Origin of the sequence: Methylobacterium sp. UNC378MF (assembly GCF_900103195.1) — a bacterium.
Lineage (GTDB): Bacteria > Pseudomonadota > Alphaproteobacteria > Rhizobiales > Beijerinckiaceae > Methylobacterium.
On sequence record NZ_FMWU01000057.1, the window covers coordinates 1 to 15,884 of the forward strand.

General features: G+C 69.3%; 13 protein-coding genes. 7 read left to right on the plus strand and 6 right to left on the minus strand.

The window, feature by feature from the left end:
* The 3 genes from ruvB to ybgC form a co-directional block, all read left to right on the plus strand.
* The coding region (ruvB, locus tag BLT59_RS29915; protein WP_091789742.1) for a Holliday junction branch migration DNA helicase RuvB at positions 1-711 on the plus strand (711 nt) is incomplete at its 5' end.
* A 369-nt stretch (positions 712-1,080) separates the two neighbouring features.
* Complete coding sequence (locus tag BLT59_RS29920) at positions 1,081-1,806, plus strand: DUF4142 domain-containing protein (RefSeq protein WP_091789744.1); 726 nt, start codon at positions 1,081-1,083, stop codon at positions 1,804-1,806.
* A gap of 90 nt (positions 1,807-1,896) precedes the next feature.
* The gene (gene ybgC, locus BLT59_RS29925) at positions 1,897-2,349 is read left to right on the plus strand and encodes a tol-pal system-associated acyl-CoA thioesterase (protein WP_091789747.1); all 453 of its coding nucleotides are present in this window, start codon (positions 1,897-1,899) and stop codon (positions 2,347-2,349) included.
* A 3-nt stretch (positions 2,350-2,352) separates the two neighbouring features.
* Here the strand turns inward: ybgC and BLT59_RS29930 are convergent, their stop codons facing one another.
* Positions 2,353-3,141 (minus strand): HpcH/HpaI aldolase family protein, encoded by a 789-nt coding sequence (locus tag BLT59_RS29930; RefSeq protein WP_091789750.1) that lies wholly within the window; start codon positions 3,139-3,141, stop codon positions 2,353-2,355.
* A 307-nt stretch (positions 3,142-3,448) separates the two neighbouring features.
* Here BLT59_RS29930 and tolQ point away from each other — a divergent pair, with 307 nt between their 5' ends.
* The 4 genes from tolQ (at position 3,449) to tolB (ending at position 7,354) form a co-directional block, all read left to right on the plus strand.
* Positions 3,449-4,165, plus strand: a complete 717-nt coding sequence (gene tolQ, locus BLT59_RS29935; protein ID WP_043349106.1) for a protein TolQ — start codon at positions 3,449-3,451, stop codon at positions 4,163-4,165.
* 27 nt (positions 4,166-4,192) lie between these two features.
* Complete coding sequence (locus BLT59_RS29940; RefSeq protein WP_043349109.1) at positions 4,193-4,639, plus strand: ExbD/TolR family protein; 447 nt, start codon at positions 4,193-4,195, stop codon at positions 4,637-4,639.
* A 9-nt stretch (positions 4,640-4,648) separates the two neighbouring features.
* Positions 4,649-5,950, plus strand: coding sequence for a cell envelope integrity protein TolA (gene tolA, locus BLT59_RS29945; RefSeq protein WP_091789753.1), 1,302 nt, complete (start codon positions 4,649-4,651; stop codon positions 5,948-5,950).
* Positions 5,951-6,016: 66 nt separating this feature from the next.
* Positions 6,017-7,354 (plus strand): Tol-Pal system beta propeller repeat protein TolB, encoded by a 1,338-nt coding sequence (gene tolB / locus BLT59_RS29950; protein WP_091789755.1) that lies wholly within the window; start codon positions 6,017-6,019, stop codon positions 7,352-7,354.
* Positions 7,355-7,605: 251 nt separating this feature from the next.
* On the opposite strand, the gene BLT59_RS29955 is transcribed toward tolB, so the two are convergent.
* The 5 genes from BLT59_RS29955 to BLT59_RS29975 all read right to left on the minus strand — a co-directional run.
* On the minus strand, positions 7,606-8,838 hold the full coding sequence (locus BLT59_RS29955; protein WP_091789758.1) for an MFS transporter: 1,233 nt from the start codon (positions 8,836-8,838) through the stop codon (positions 7,606-7,608).
* Between the two features lie 38 nt (positions 8,839-8,876).
* Positions 8,877-11,471, minus strand: coding sequence for a sensor histidine kinase (locus BLT59_RS29960; RefSeq protein ID WP_091789760.1), 2,595 nt, complete (start codon positions 11,469-11,471; stop codon positions 8,877-8,879).
* Positions 11,472-11,844: 373 nt separating this feature from the next.
* On the minus strand, positions 11,845-13,245 hold the full coding sequence (gene ahcY / locus BLT59_RS29965) for an adenosylhomocysteinase (RefSeq protein WP_091789763.1): 1,401 nt from the start codon (positions 13,243-13,245) through the stop codon (positions 11,845-11,847).
* Positions 13,246-13,403: 158 nt separating this feature from the next.
* On the minus strand, positions 13,404-13,808 hold the full coding sequence (locus BLT59_RS29970; RefSeq protein ID WP_091789766.1) for a CsbD family protein: 405 nt from the start codon (positions 13,806-13,808) through the stop codon (positions 13,404-13,406).
* A 306-nt stretch (positions 13,809-14,114) separates the two neighbouring features.
* Positions 14,115-15,884: potassium transporter Kup (locus BLT59_RS29975; RefSeq protein WP_091789769.1), on the minus strand; the 1,770-nt coding region annotated here is incomplete at its 5' end.

The window sequence follows — 15,884 nt, forward strand, 5'->3', positions numbered from 1 at the left end:
GAGATCCACCGGCTCAACCCGGCGGTCGAGGAGATCCTCTACCCGGCCATGGAGGATTACCAGCTCGACCTGATCATCGGCGAGGGCCCGGCGGCGCGCTCGGTCAAGATCGAGCTGCCGAAGTTCACCCTGGTGGGCGCCACGACGCGCGCGGGTCTCTTGACGACGCCGCTGCGCGACCGGTTCGGGATCCCGATCCGTCTGGAATTCTACGAGATCGACGAGCTGGAGCAGATCGTGGCCCGCGGCGCGCGGGTCCTGGGCCTGGGCATGTCGGCGGAGGGCGCCAACGAGATCGCCCGGCGGGCGCGGGGCACGCCGCGGATCGCGGGGCGGCTGCTGCGGCGGGTGCGGGACTTCGCGGTGGTGGCGGAGGCCGAGACGGTGACGCGGGCGATCGCCGACCGGGCGCTGCAGCTGCTGGACGTCGACGGGGCCGGGCTCGACGTGATGGACCGCAAGTACCTGAGCCTGATCGCGCGCGCGTTCGGGGGCGGGCCCGTGGGGATTGAGACGATCGGGGCGGCTCTGTCGGAGCCGCGAGACGCGATCGAGGACATCATCGAGCCCTACCTGATCCAGCGCGGCTTCGTGCAGCGCACCCCCCGCGGCCGCGTCCTCACACGACACGCCTACCGGCACATGCAGATGCCAGAGCCGACGCGCGAGACCCCGGGGCAGTTCGGCTTCTTTGGTGACGAGGAGCCGTGAGAGCCGGCGCACGCCCCTTCATGCATTGACTTCGGATCAGCATTTCCCTCGGCACATGCGCTGTTCGCGCCCTGATCGGCGCTGCGCCGCGCGCGATTTTGCACCGCAATGCCCGCAAGTCGCTGGTGTGCAAACCGTTTTGAGAACGGCTTGCGAACAATATTGTCAAGCTTAAGCGCGGACGTTGGCGATTGTCGGTCTGTAAAAAATTGCCGGATCTGGTGGAACAGCGCTGAAACGCGACAGTTGTGGCAGCAACCGCGCCGGGTCCGCTCGGCACCGGCTAGGCTGTCTCGATCGAGGCCCTGTCTCTCCGATTGCGGCAGATCTTCGAGATCTCAAGAACAACGTCAGGGATAAACTTCCGCCATGAAGAAGCTTACGCTCGCCGTGCTCGGCCTGTCCGTCGCCGCTATCTCGGCGCCCGCCTTCGCGCAGGACGCCCTGCCGATCCGCGTGCTGCCCTTCGCCAACCAGGACGGCATTGGCGCCGCCGCGACCGAGACGCCCGCCTTCCGGGCCGAGGCGCTGCGTTCGGACGCCGCCAGCATCGAGGCGAGCCGGATCGCCCTTCAGCGTTCGCGCAACCCGCGGGTCCGCAATTATGCCAACCGCGTCCTCGTCGAGCGCAAGGCGACCACGGACGCGCTGCTGCCGCCGAACACTTCGCTGTCGCGCAACGGCTCGGTGGTCTCCGACAATCAGGGAATCCGCACCGACCTGAGCAACCCGGTCGGCCTCGTGCTGGCGCCGGTGACGGTGGCCGCCAATATCGGCACCGGCATCGTTGGCGGCGCCCTCGGCGCGGTGGGCCTGGTCGACAACAGCCCGGCAGAACCCGGCCGTCGCGTGGCCCTCGGCGAGCGCGGTCAAGCCCGGCTGGCGCAGCTTCAGTCGGCTCCGAACGGCCGCGCCTTCGACCGGACCTACATCGATCAGCAGGCCCGCTCGGACGCCCGCACCCTGGCGCTCTACGACGCCTACGCCAAGCAGGGCGACAACGCCCAGGGCCGCAGGTTCGCCACCGAGGCCCTTCCGTACATCGCCGACGAACACGCCCACTCGGCGAGCTTGGCGGCCCGGATCGGCGGCTGAACGATGCGCATCGCGTGATCTGCGCGAGGGCCGCCTCAGGGCGGCCCTCGTCGTGTTGCGCCGGCACGCCCTCCGTCGCTAAAGGGGCGCATGAGCGCGATCGAGCCCGGCACCGACGGATCCGCGGAGGACGTCACCCCGCCGCACCGGTTGGGCGTGCGCGTCTACTATGAGGACACCGACTTTTCGGGCTTCGTCTACCACGCCAGCTACCTGCGCTTCCTTGAGCGCGGCCGCACGGAGCTGCTGCGGGACCTCGCGGGCGACCAGTCGGACCTGCACCGCGACGCTCGCGGCCTCGTCTTCGTGGTGCGGCGCATGAGCCTCGATTTTCTCCGGCCGGCCCGAATGGACGACCTGCTGACCGTCCTCACCCGCACGCGTGCGCTGCGCGGCGCGTCGATGCAGCTCGCACAGGACGTAAGGCGGGGCGACGAGGTGCTGGTCTCCGCGGAGGTCACGGTCGCGTGCGTGCGCGACGGCCGCGCCGTCCGCCTGCCGGACGCGCTGCGGCGGCGGCTTGCACCGGACGAATCGGCCTAGAGGTCAGCCGGCCCGCGACGGGTCGGCCTCGCAGAGGACCCGGGCGAAGGCGTTGACGATGGTCAGCGCGTCGTACTCGACCGAGACCAGCTGGTAACCCATCGCGACCATCTCCCGGGCCCGCGCCGGCGACGGCGCGAACGCGCAGGGAATCTTGCCCGCAGCCCGGGTCTTGCGCGCGATCTCGCTGAGGGCAGCCGTGACCGCCGATCCCAGCGGATCGATGGCCGCCCCCTTCGACAGGGCGATCGACAGGTCGGCGGGGCCGACCAGGACGCCGTCGATGCCCGGCACGGCGAGGATCCCCTCCAGGTCGGCGATCCCCGCCTCGGTCTCGCACATGGCGATCGTCAGCGCCCGGTCGTTGGCACCCGCGAGGTAGTCCGCGCCGTTGCGGAGCCCCGAGAGCCACATGGCCCGGTCCGGTCCCCAGCTCCGCTGGCCAACCGGCGGGAACTTCGCGGCCGCGGCCAGAGCCTCGGCGTCTGAGACAGTGTTGATCATCGGCGCCACGACGCCTGCGGCGCCCGCGTCAAGCATCCGCGAGACCATGGCGAAGTCGCCCACCGGCACGCGCACCAGGCTCGATTTGCCGGCGAGGGCGACCTCGGTGATCGCCGCACAAGACGATTTATAGTCGTAGGCGCCGTGCTGCTGGTCCAGCAGGACGGCGTCGAAACCCGCGCGCGCCAGGAAGCCCGCGACCATCGGATCGGCAATCATGGACCAGCCCAGGAACCGGGCCGGGCCGGTGGGCAGCAGATCGGGAAGGCTGGGAACGGGGAGGGTCATGCGCGTCCTGCGTCTCTCAGGGCTCTCGACTCGGCGCCGCGGACCGCGACCATACGGGAGCGGCTTTCGGCAGGTCCAGCCCGAACGGCCCGGCGAACCGCGCCACATGCCTCAGGATCGCCCGGTTCGAAACCGATCCTTAACCCTGCCGCCGCCTTAACGGAGGCGATGCCACGGCGGGGCGCTGGGCCGCCGACGGCCCTTACTTTCGACAGATTCGCGGGCGACAGCGTTGATATCGCTCACGGATCCGGCGGACGCGGGCCTCGCCCGGCGCATCGCGATCCGGAGCAGGAGACCTCGACGGATGAACCCAGCCGACGCGATGCAGGCCGCGCCTGTCGCCGACATGACGCTGCTCGGCCTGTTCCTGCAGGCCCACTTCGTCGTGAAGATCGTGATGATCGGGCTGCTCAGCGCCTCGATCTGGTGCTGGTCGATCATCGTCGACAAGACGCTGCTGTTCCGCCGCACCAAGGCCGAGATGGACGCGTTCGAGGACGCGTTCTGGTCCGGTCGCTCCCTGGAGGAGCTGTTCCGCTCGTTCAACGACCGGCCGGCCACGGGCCTCGCCGCCGTCTTCGTCGCCGCCATGCGCGAGTGGAAGCGCAGCTTCGAGGGCTCCGGCCGCCAAATCCAGTCGCTCTCGCAGCGCATCGAGAAGCAGCTTGACGTCACAATCCACCGCGAGGTCGAGCGGCTGGAGTCGCGTCTGCTGTTCCTCGCCTCGATCGGCTCGGCCGGCCCGTATATCGGCCTGTTCGGCACGGTTTGGGGCATCATGACCGCCTTCACGTCGATTGCGGCCTCGAAGAACACCTCGCTTGCGGTTGTCGCCCCCGGCATTGCCGAGGCGCTGTTCGCCACCGCCATCGGCCTGTTCGCCGCCATCCCGGCGGTGCTCGCCTACAACAAGCTCCAGGCCGAGGTGACCAAGGCGCAGTCGCGCCTCGAGGGCTTCGCCGACGAGTTCTCCGCCATCCTCTCCCGCCAGATCGACGAGCGGCTGCCGCTCGCCGCCTGAGCCGGCTGATCCAGAGGAGATCGATCCATGGGCATGGCAGCGGGCGCATCGCAGGGCGGCAAGCGCCGCCGGCGCCGGGGCCGCCGCGGCGGACCCATCAACGAGATCAACATGACGCCGTTCATCGACGTCGTCCTCGTGCTCCTGATCATCTTCATGGTCGCTGCGCCGATGATGACCGTGGGCGTGCCCCTCGACCTGCCGCAATCCAAGGCCTCCCCGCTGAATTCCGACGTGAAGCCGATCACCCTGTCGATCCGCCAGACCGGCCAGGTCTTCCTCGGCGAAGACGAGCTGACGGACGACACGATCGTGCCGAAGCTCATGGAGACCGCCAAGACCGGCACCGAGGAGCGCGTCTTCGTGCGCGGCGACAAGCGCGTCGATTACGGCCGCGTGGCGCAGGTGATGGCGATCGTGACCGGCGGCGGCTTCAAGAAGGTCGCCCTCGTCACCGAGCCTGAGCATCAGTAGGGCTGTCCCGTGGAGTTCCGCTTCGACCGCAAGGAACCTGGTGTCTGGATCTCCGCCGGCACCCATGTCGCGCTCCTCGCGCTGGCGCTGGTCAGCGTCGCGGCCCCGGCCCTGCCGGAGGCCCAGGAAGGCGTGCCCGTCGAGGTGATCACCGAGAACCAGTTCTCCGAGATCACCAAGGGCGAGCGGCAGGCCGACAAGCCCATGCCGAACGCCACGTCGCGGGCCGACCGCAAGGCGGAAAAGTTCGAGGACCGGGAGCCCGAGAATTCCAAGACCGACGCCCCCACCGCTCCGACGCGCACGGCCGAGATGAAGCTCGCCAACGCCGAGGAGATGCCGCTGCGCGGCGAGCCGGACCCGCAGGAGGCCGCTCAGGCCGCCAAGGCCGCCCAGGAGAAGCGCGACGCCGAGAAGGCAGCCGAAAAGGCCGCGAAGGCTGCGGCCGAAAAGGCGGCTGCCGCCGCCAAGGCGGAGGCGAAGGCCAAAGCGGAGGCTGTCGCGAAAGTTGAGGCCGAAAAGCGTGAGCAGCTTGAGAAGCTGATCGAGAAGCAGGAAGCCGACGCCGAGGCCGCTGCCCAGAAAGCGGCCGCCGCGAAGAAGGCCGAGGCCGCCAAGGAGGCGGCCAAGAAGGCGGCCGACGCCAAGGCCAAGGCCGAGGCTGAAGCCGAGCGTCAGAAGGAAATCGCCGAGGCGAAAGCGGAGGCCGAGCGCGAGAAGGCTGAGGCCGCCGCGAAAGCCAAGGCCGAGGCAGCGAAGGCCGAAGCGGCCAAGGCGGAGGCTGCCGCCAAGGCAAAGGCCAAGGCCATGGCGGACGCGAAGGCCAAGGCCGATGCCGAGGCCAAGGCGCGCAAGCAGGCGGAGCTCGCCAACAAGTTCAACGCCGGCGACATCCGCTCGATGCTCGCCTCGAAGGCGCCGTCGCAATCGACCGGTGCCACCGGTCAAACGGTGCAGAAGGTGGCGGCGCTCGGCGCCGCGACCGGCAACGCGCAGCGCCTGTCGCCGTCGCTGCGCGACGCCCTGGTCGGCCTGCTCCAGCAGCAGATCGAGCGCTGCTACTCGGCGCCGCCCGGGGCGGCCCAGGGCGTGGTCCTGCCGGTGCTCGACATCCGCCTGAACCCGAACGGCTCGCTCAGCACCGAGCCGCGGATCATGCGCGGCGGGGCGAGCGCGGTCGACCAGTCGATCGCGCAAGCCGCGCTCCGGGCGGTCCGCCGCTGCGCGCCGTACAACATTCCGGCCACCTACGCGCCGTACTACAATGACTGGAAGGCCATCAACGCGGAGTTCGAGTTCACGGCGACCTGAGGTCTTCCAGCCAGTGTCCCGCCGTTCCCGCGTTCCCGTCTGATCGTCACTCGGATCCGACCCACCATGCTGAACCTCCCCTCCGTCGGGCGTCTCCCGACGTTCTATGCCGCGCGCCTGATCGCGCTCCTCGTGATGCTGACGGGCTTCCTGGCGGGGCCGGCCCAGGCGCAGCTGCAGCTGCGCATCGGCGGCGGCAACTTCCAGCCGATGCCCATCGCCATCGCGGATTTCGGTGGTGACCCGAGCCTCGCCGGCCTCGTCTCCGGCGTGGTCACCAACGACCTTCGTCGCTCCGGCTACTTCACGCCGCTCGATCACGCGCGCTTCCCCGAGCAGCCGAACTTCGACGCCGCCCCGAACTTCGAGAAGTGGCGCGCCACCGGCGTCCAGGGCCTTGTCACCGGCCGCGTCGTCCGCGACGGCGGCCGGGTCAAGGTCGAGTTCCGGCTCTGGGACGTGACCAACGGTCAGCAGATGACCGGCCAGCAATACGGCACCGATTCCGCTAACGTCCGGCGCACTGGCCACCTGATCGCCGACGGAGTCTACACCAAGATCACCGGGCTCGGCCCCTGGTTCGACAGCCGGATCGCCTTCGTGGACGAGACCGGCCCCAAGGAGAACCGCCGCAAGCGCCTGATGGTCATGGATCAGGACGGCGCCAATGTCCGGGCGATCACCAACGGCGAGATGTCGATCGTGGCACCGCGCTACTCGCCAGCCACGCAGGACATCGCCTTCATGGCGCAGGCCACCGGCCACCAGCCGCGGGTGCAGATGATCAACCTGGAGACCGGCTCACGCCAGGCACTCGGCAACGTCGATTCGATGAGCGCGAGCCCGCGCTTCTCGCCGGACGGCCGCAAGATCGTGATGAGCGTTCAGCAGGGCGGCAACGCCGACATCGTGACCATGGACCTCGCCTCGAAGGCCCAGCGCTCGATCACCAACGGCATGGCGATCGACACCTCGCCGACCTACTCGCCGGACGGATCGCAAATCGCCTTCGAGTCCGACCGCGGCGGCTCCCAGCAGGTCTACGTGATGGGTGCGGACGGCTCGAATCCGCACCGGATCACTTTCGGCCCCGGTTCGGCCTCGCAGCCAGCCTTCTCGCCCCGCGGCGACCTGATCGCCTATACCCGCCAGCGCAACGGCGGCTTCGCCATCTGTGTCTCGAAGCCCGACGGCTCCGGCGAGCGCGTCCTCACCGAGGGCTTCCACAACGAGGGGCCGACCTTCGCGCCGAACGGCCAGTACGTGCTGTTCTTCCGCGATCCCGGCGGCCAGGGCGGCGGCAAGCTGTTCATGGTCGACATCACCGGCAAGGTGGAGCAGCCGGTCCCGACGCCCGCCTACGCGTCCGACCCAACTTGGTCGCCGCTCCTGTCGGGCCGCTGAGGGATCGGGCGGCCGCCGGTACCGTCGGTGGTCGCAGGTCTTCCGGCGTGGTGCCCGCTCGACGTCTCCGGGCACCTCTCACCGTCATCCCGTGCGGAGCGAAGCGATCCAGGGCCGCGCGACGCGGGGAACCCTGTCCTGACGGGATGGCTTCACGCCGCGCGCCAAGACGGCCGCACAGGAGTGATCGAGCACGGACTGCGGTCGGGCCGCCGCGTCGCGAGGGCGCGTGCGCGAGCCTCCCGACCGTCTCACCCCTGCACCATCAACCGGTCGCGGGCCTTCAACGCCGGAAAGAGCTTCCCCCAGAGCAGCGCGACCCCGACCGTCGCAGCGCCACCGACCACCACCGCCGGGACCGCCCCGATCGCGGCGGCCAGAAGCCCGGATTCGAACTCGCCCAGTTCGTTCGAGGCGCCGATGAACACCGTATTCACCGCCGAGACTCGGCCGCGCATCGCGTCCGGCGTCTCGCCCTGCACGAAGGTCTGGCGCACATAGACCGAGATCATGTCGGCGGCGCCCGTGACGAACAGGCAGGCCATCGACAGCGGCAACGACGTGGACAGCCCGAACGCGACCGTGGCGGCGCCGAACACCGCAGCGGCGCGGAGCATGCGCACGCCCGCGTGGCGCCGCAGTGGGTAGTTCGCCAGCAGCACCGCCATGGCGACCGCCCCGAAGGCCGGCATGCTCCGGAGTGCGCCGAGGCCGAGGGGGCCGACATGCAGCACCTCCCCGGCGTAGATCGGCAGCAGCGCCGTGGCGCCGCCGAGCAGCACCGTGAACAGGTCGAGGCTGATCGCCCCGAGCACCACCGGCTGCGAGCGGATGTAGTCGATGCCGGCCGACAGGGCCGCCCAGGTGATCGGTGGCCGCTCGTTCACCGCCGCTGGCCGGAAGCGGATCAGCAGGGTCAGGAAGCTGGCCAGGGCGAAGCTGCCCCCTGCCCCGCCGAACACCACGGCGGGTCCAAGCGCGTAGAGGAAGCCGCCGAGCGCCGGCCCCATCACCGACGCGCTCTGCCAGAGGGAGGCGTTCCACGCGATCGCCGAGCTGAATTGCGGTCCGGGCACCAGGGTCGGCAGCAGCGCCTGCAGGGCCGGATTGGCGAAGGCGCGGGCCGTGCCGACGAGGATGACGAGGGCGTAGATCGGCCAGACGGAGTGCACGCCCGCGAGGGCGCAGGCGAGGAGGCCGAGGCTCGCTGCGCTCTGGAGGGCGAAGGCGGCGGCGCCGACGAGGCGCCGGTCGTAGGCGTCCGCGACGTGGCCGGTGATCAGAGCGCACAGCACCGCCGGCAGGAAGCCCGCGAGGCCCACGAGGCCCAGCGCCAGGGCGGAATGGGTCAGGTCGTAGACGTACCAGCCGATCGCCACCGCCTGCATCTGGTAGGCGAGGCCCGTGAGGAACCGGGCCGAGCCGAACAGACGGAAGTCGCCGATGCGGAAGACGGCCCAGCCGGAACGATCATGCGCGGACATGGCCCCCTGCTGCGCGGGACCGGCCGGAGAATCAAGCACTACGGCGACGTTCGCCGGTCGGATGTTGAAGGCTCCGCCCGGCTCGACTGCAGCGTCAGAGCAGGCTTGCGCGGCGGCACCGGCACCACGACCGGCGGCTTGAGTTCGGGCGGCGGCTCGCGCCGGGCCGCGTCCGCGGGTTCGGTCGGGAACGTGCAGGTCACACGGGTGCCGGTCCCCGGGGCCGTCTCGAGCAGCACCCGGCCGCCGTGCAGCTCGACGAAAGAGCGGACGATCGACAGGCCGAGGCCGACGCCCCGATGCCTCGTTCCGAGGGTATGGCTTTCGAAGCGGTTGAACACCGAATCGGCGATCTCGGGCGGCATTCCGCGGCCGTAGTCCCGCACGCTCAGGAGAAGCTCCTGCGCTGTGCGGCGGGCATGGACCTCCACGCGCTGGCCGGCATCCGAGAAGCCGACGGCGTTCGAGAGCAGGTTGAATAGGATCTGGCGGATCCGCTTGCCGTCGGCGTGGACGCTGCCGATGTCCTCGGGCACGTCGAGGGCGAGGGTAATGTGCGATTCCGCGAGCCGATCCTCGATGCCGCGCACGGCGGCTTCCACGGTCGCTTGGACGTCGACCTCCTCCCGCTGCAACTCCAGCGAGCCGGCATCGATCGAGGCGAGGTCGAGAATGTCGTTGATGATGACGAGTAGAGCTGCCGAGGAGCGCATGATGTGGTCGGCGTATTCCCGCTGCCGCTCGTTAAGCGCACCTACGGTTTCGTCGCCGAGGAGTTGGGTGAAGCCGATGATGTTGGTGAGGGGGGAGCGCAGCTCGTAGGAGACGTGATGTACGAAGGTATCGCGCAATTGTGCGGCCTTCTCCAAGGCGTCGTTCTTCTCGGTCAGCGCGCGCTCGACATTCACGCTCGCCGTAACGTCGATCAGCGTCAGGAGCGTTGCGCCTTCCGGAAGAGGCTGTGCGGCGCAGTCGAGGACCGTGCCGTCCACCACCTCCAGGCGGCACGTCCGGGCGGCGCGTGCCTCCATGCCGACCACCGCGTCCCGGATGTCGAGCCACGGCTCCTCGGCGGGGGCAAGCGCGCGGCAGGCGGCGATCACCGCGTCCACGTGCGGGCGTTCCTCGACCATCTCCGGATCGAGCCTCCACACGGTGAAGAAGGCGCGATTGGCGAGAGACAGGCGCCCGTCCGCGCCGAACACCGCGACCGGCTCGGCCAGCGTGTCCAGGGTCTCGGCCTGCAAACGCCGCAGGGCGTTGTAGCGGGATTCGGCGTTCAGGCGATCGGAGACGTCGTCGAACAGATAGGTCAGGCCGCCCTGAGGGTTCGGATCCGCGACCACGCGCAAAGTCCGACCGTCAGGCAGGTACCACCAGGTCTGGTTTGCCTCCGCGGCCCGGTAGGCGGAGAGCACGCCCTGTTTCCAGCCGCGGAAATCCGCGTGCTCCTCGAGCTTCCGTTCCGCCCGCAGGTGATCGAGGATCTCGCCGTCGGAGGGGCGGCTGTCGAGGAAGACCTGATCGAGATCCCAGAGCTGCCGGTAGGCGGCATTATGGAAGATCAGCCGCTGCGAGACGTCGAACATCGCCACGGCGGTCGGCAACTGGTCCAGCGTGCGGACATTGGCGTTCATCTGCCGCTGCAGGTCGGCACGCACGCTCTCGAGTTCGGACACGTCGATGGCGATGCCGACGCGACCGGTCTCGAGGGCCGTCTCGAAAACGTCAAGCATCCGCCGATTGCCGGCCACGATCGCCGAGAGGCGCGGAACGCTCCGTGTCAGACCGGCGAACCGGGCCGCCTCCTCGCGGGCGATCGTTTCCCGGGCCGGCCGGTCGAACAGTTCCAGGTTGGCATCGAGGGCGGCCTCGCGGCTATCTGCTTCGACCGCCGCTACGTAGGCGGCGTTCACCCAGCTCAGCCCGCCGTCGCGGTTGCGCCGCCAGACCGGCTGGGGGATCGCGTCGAGGAGGCCCGAGAGAGCCGACAGACCGCGGCGGGTCTCGTCCAGGGCTGCCCGCAGGTCGGCGATCTCGCAGCGCTCCTGGCTGGTCTCGCGCAGGCGCAGGAGCGCCCGCCCCGCCACGGCCTGCCCGTGGGCCTCGATGTTGCGGCCGGTCTGGGTCCGCAGGCTCAGCGCGAAGCTGGTGCCGCGCGCCCGCAGGGTCTCCACGGCGGCCTCAACAGCGGTCGCGTCCGCGGCGACGAGCCACGTGCCGAAGGCCAGCACGCGGCGGGCATACCCGGAGGTCGGACGCTCGCCGTGGATCGCGAGACTGATGTCGCCCTCGACCACTGGCTCGCTGCGCTGATCCCAGGTGACGATGATCTGCCGCTCGGCGTTCAGGAGCATCTCGGCCCGGTCATGGGCGCCGCGCAGGACGTCGAGCGTCGCGGCGAGCTCGCGCTCGCGGCGGGTCCACCGGCCGCGCTCGTAGAGGTGGAGGAGCGACAGGATCACCGCGAAGGCCACGAGGCCGCCGAAGATCGCCAGGGCGGCCACGCTGTGGATCTCCCGCGCGGGATGCGCTGCGGCGGCCTCCGGCAGCTCGGCGAGGGCCGCGCTCGCCGTCGTCAGGGCGAGCGCGCCCACGCCGACTCGAACGTGTGTCGCACGACCGACACCCATGGTTTGCCCCGCCCCCGTACCCGATGGCTATCCGACCGGCGCGTGTTGCCGCGCGGCGCAGATGGCACCGTTCCCACGGTGATTCTCCCGAACCACCGCAGCCCTATCGATCTAAGATTCGCCCGCACTCTACAGTGCGGCGGAATCGCCCCGGAAGGGGAACGAAGCGTGGCTTTGGGCAAACTCGGTATAATCAGCCGTTAACGACACACAGAAGACACAGTGCGATTCTGCCGTCGGCGCTTGACAAACGAGAAGGCCCGGCGCATCGCGCCGGGCCTTCTGATCTTCCGGTCGGGCTATTTCGCCGGATCGCGGCGGCGCGGTGCTCAACCCCGAAGACGAGGCCGTCAGCGCTGCCGGCGAAGCGGGCTCAGTAGCGGTAGTGCTCGGGCTTGAACGGGCCAGTCTCGGAGACGCCGATATAGGCGGCCTGATCGGGGCGGAGCTTCGAGAGCTTCACGCCGATCTTCTCCAGGTGCAGGGCCGCGACCTTCTCGTCGAGGGTCTTGGGCAGGGTGTAGACCTGCTTCTGATACTTGCCCGGGTTGGACCAGAGCTCGATCTGGGCCAGCGTCTGGTTGGTGAACGAGGCCGACATCACGAAGGACGGGTGACCGGTGGCGTTGCCGAGGTTCACCAGGCGGCCCTCCGACAGGAGGATGATGCGGTGGCCGTCCGCGAAGGTGATCTCGTCCACCTGCGGCTTGATGTTCGACCACTTGAGGTTCTTCAGGCCGGCGACCTGAATCTCGTTGTCGAAGTGGCCGATGTTGCAGACGATCGCCCGGTCCTTCATCGCCCGCATGTGGTCGATGGTGATGATGTCCTTGTTGCCCGTGGCGGTGACGAAGATGTCGGCGCGCGGGGCCGCATCCTCCATGGTCACGACCTCGTAGCCCTCCATGGCGGCCTGGAGCGCGCAGATCGGGTCGATCTCCGAAACGAGCACGCGGCAGCCGGCGTTGCGCAGGGACGCGGCCGAGCCCTTGCCCACGTCGCCGAAGCCCGCAACCATCGCGACCTTGCCGGCCATCATCACGTCGGTGCCGCGGCGGATGCCGTCGACCAGCGATTCCTTGCAGCCGTAGAGGTTGTCGAACTTCGACTTGGTGACCGAGTCGTTCACGTTGATCGCCGGGAAGAGCAGCTTGCCTTCCTTGGCCAGCACGTAGAGGCGGTGGACGCCCGTGGTGGTCTCCTCGGAGACGCCCTTGATGCTGTCGGCGAGGCCGGCGAACCAGCCCTTCGGCTTCTCGGCAAGCTTCCGCTTGAGGAGCGCGAAGAACACCTCCTCCTCCTCGCTCTCGGGCTTGTCGAGGAAGGCGGTGTCGCCGTTCTCGGCGCGCAGGCCGAGATGGACGAACATCGTGGCGTCGCCGCCGTCGTCGAGGATCATGTTCGGCATGCCGCCGTCGTGCCAGTCGAACAGGCGCGAGGTGTAGTCCCAGTACTCCTCCAGGGTCTCGCCCTTCACGGCGAAGACCGGGATGCCGGCGGCCGCGATGGCGGCGGCGGCGTGGTCCTGGGTCGAATAGATGTTGCAGGAGACCCAGCGGATGTCGGCGCCGAGCGCCTTCAGGGTCTCGATCAGCACGGCGGTCTGGATCGTCATGTGGAGCGAGCCGGCGATCTTGGCGCCCTTCAGAGGCTGCGCTGCGCCGTACTCCTCGCGGACCGCCATCAGGCCCGGCATCTCCGTCTCGGCGATCGAGATCTCCTTCCGGCCGTAATCGGCCAGCCCGATATCCTTGACGATGTAATCCTTGGCCATGAGTCGATGGCTCCGTGTTCGCGTTGCGGGTCGGGGCAACCCCCTACCACCACGCGGCCTACGAAGCAATCAAGACATAAAGATGTCTTTATGCGTTCCAATCGGCGGGGCGGCCGCGCGAGCGCCCGTCCCGGTCCGGACCAGGCCCGGTCCGCCGCTCAGCGCGTCGGCCGCGCCAGCCATCCGAGGCCGAACGCGACGGATGCCACGAGGGCTAAGGTCGCTCCGCGGTTCTCGTCCGCGCGCGCCGCGAGCGTGCGCCCATGGCGCACCGCGCGCTCGCGGTAACGCTGGCCGCGCTCGAGCGCCTCGTCCGCCAGGGCGTGCCCGCGCTCGCTGACGTCGCGGAACCGGGCGCGCCCCTCCTCGACGAGGTGCTCGCCGCCGTAGCGCAGGTCGCGGACCGTGTCCCGGGCCTCGCCGTAGGCGTACTGGGCGGCGCCGGCGGCCTGATCGTAGGCGCCGTCGAGCTGGTCGCCGGCCCGGCCGCGGACCGCACCTGCCGCCGTCTTGATCCGGCCGCGCAGATGGCGAATGCCGCCCTTGAGATGATCCCTGTTCATGCTGTCTCTCCAATCCGGCGCGCGACGCGGGGGCGCGACGCCTGCGTCGGGGCGGAACGACGGCGGAAGGCTCAGGTTCCCTGCGGCACGGCGGGGCGGCCTCAAGTTTTCGTGCATTGACGCGCCCGTACCGGAAACAGGTCCGGATCGTCGCGCCGTCCACGGCGGCGGCGGCGTCAATCTCCGGGGCTGATCGATGCGCATCGCGGGTGGGTCGGCGCCCCGATCTCTCGGAATGACTCCGCCTGTTCTGGGCCGCGCTGCCGCGGTGACTTGCCGGTCGGCGGGAATGTCTTGGTCTGCGGCCTAGATCTCGATCTCGGTGCCGACCTCGACGACCTGCCGGGTCGGCACGCCGAAGAAGGCGCCGGTGCGTTCGGCATTGCGCTGCATGAAGGCGAAGAGGTTCTCCCGCCAGGGCGCCATGCCCCGCTTGTCCCGTCGCGGGATGATCGTCTCGTGCCCGACGAAGATGGTCATGTCGTCGAGGACGTGCGGCGGCAGGTGGCGCGCTTCCACCGCACAGGCGAGTCCCTCCGGGATCGAGGCCTCCTCCATGAAGCCATAGCGCAGGATCACCCGGTAGAAGTCCGGGGCGAGGATCGTCACGTGCGCGCGCTGATCCTTCGGCACAATGGGCGTCTCCTCGTAGAGCGCCGTGATGATCAGGATGCGTTCCATCAGGGCGTGGTTGCGCTCTACGAAGCGCGACAGATGCAGCGGGATTCCGTGCTCGGCGGCCGACAGGAACGCGGCCGTACCGGGCAGGCGCAGCAGATCGCGATGCTGGAGGCTGGCGAGGAAGACGTCCTCGGGCAGGCGCAGGGCGGCCCGCGCCTCCTCGACCAGTTCGATGCCCTTCTTCCAGGTGAGCATCATAACGGCGACGAGGCCGGCGAGCACCAGGGGAAACCAGCCGCCTTCCAGGATCTTGACGCTGTTGGCGGCGAAGAACACGAGGTCGATGGCGAGGAAGAAGCCGTTCACCGCGAAGACTAGGATCGGATTGTAGCCCCAGCGGATTGCGATGAGTGCCGCCAACAGCGTCGTGATCCCCATCAGCATCGACACCGCGATGCCGTAGGCACCGGCCAGGGCGTCGGACGAGCCGAAGATCACCACGGCCGTCAGGGTCGCCATGGCGAGCAGCCAGTTCACTGCCGGCACGTAGATCTGGCCGCGCTCGTCCTGTGCTGTCTGCACGATGCGCATCGCCGGCAGGAAGCCGAGCTGAATCGATTGCTGGGTCAGCGAGTACACGCCCGAGATGATCGCCTGCGAGGCGATAATGGTCGCCATCGTGGCCAGCGCGATGAGGGGCAGGTGCCCCCAATCCGGACAGAGGCGGAAGAACGGGTTCTCCAGGGCGTCGGGAGCCGCGATCAGAAGGGCCCCCTGGCCGAAATAGTTGAGCACCAGCGCCGGCAGTACCAGCACGAACCACGCGATCCGGATCGGCAGGGCGCCGAAATGGCCCAGATCGGCATACATCGCCTCGCCGCCGGTCACCGCCAGGAAGGCCGCGCCCAGCATCACGAAGCTCACGTGCCAGCCGGCGTGGCTCATGAAGTCCAAAGCCCGGAACGGATTGGCGGCTGTCAGGATGGCGGGCTGGTCGACGATCCCGACGATCCCGAGCAGCCCCAGAACCACGAACCAGACGAGCATGACGGGGCCGAACACCCGGCCGATGGCAGCCACGCCCTTGTGCTGGACCAGGAACAGGCCGACCAGGATCACCAGCGTGATCGGCACGACGAACGGCCCGAGCGCCGGCGCGTCGACCTTCAGGCCCTCGATCGCCGACAGCACCGAGATCGCCGGCGTGATCGCCCCGTCGCCGTACAGCAGCGCCGCCCCCACCAGCCCGACCACCAGCAGCAGCGCCTTCCACGTGCCCGGCCGGGCATGCCGCGCGCCGAGCAGCGCCAGCATGGCGACGATGCCGCCCTCCCCGCGATTGTCCGCGCGCAGGATCAGCACCGCGTATTTCAGCGACACGATCAGGATCAGCGACCACAGGATCAGCGAGACCGCCCCCGTGGCCGCCGCCGGCACGGCCGCGCCGCCGGCCGT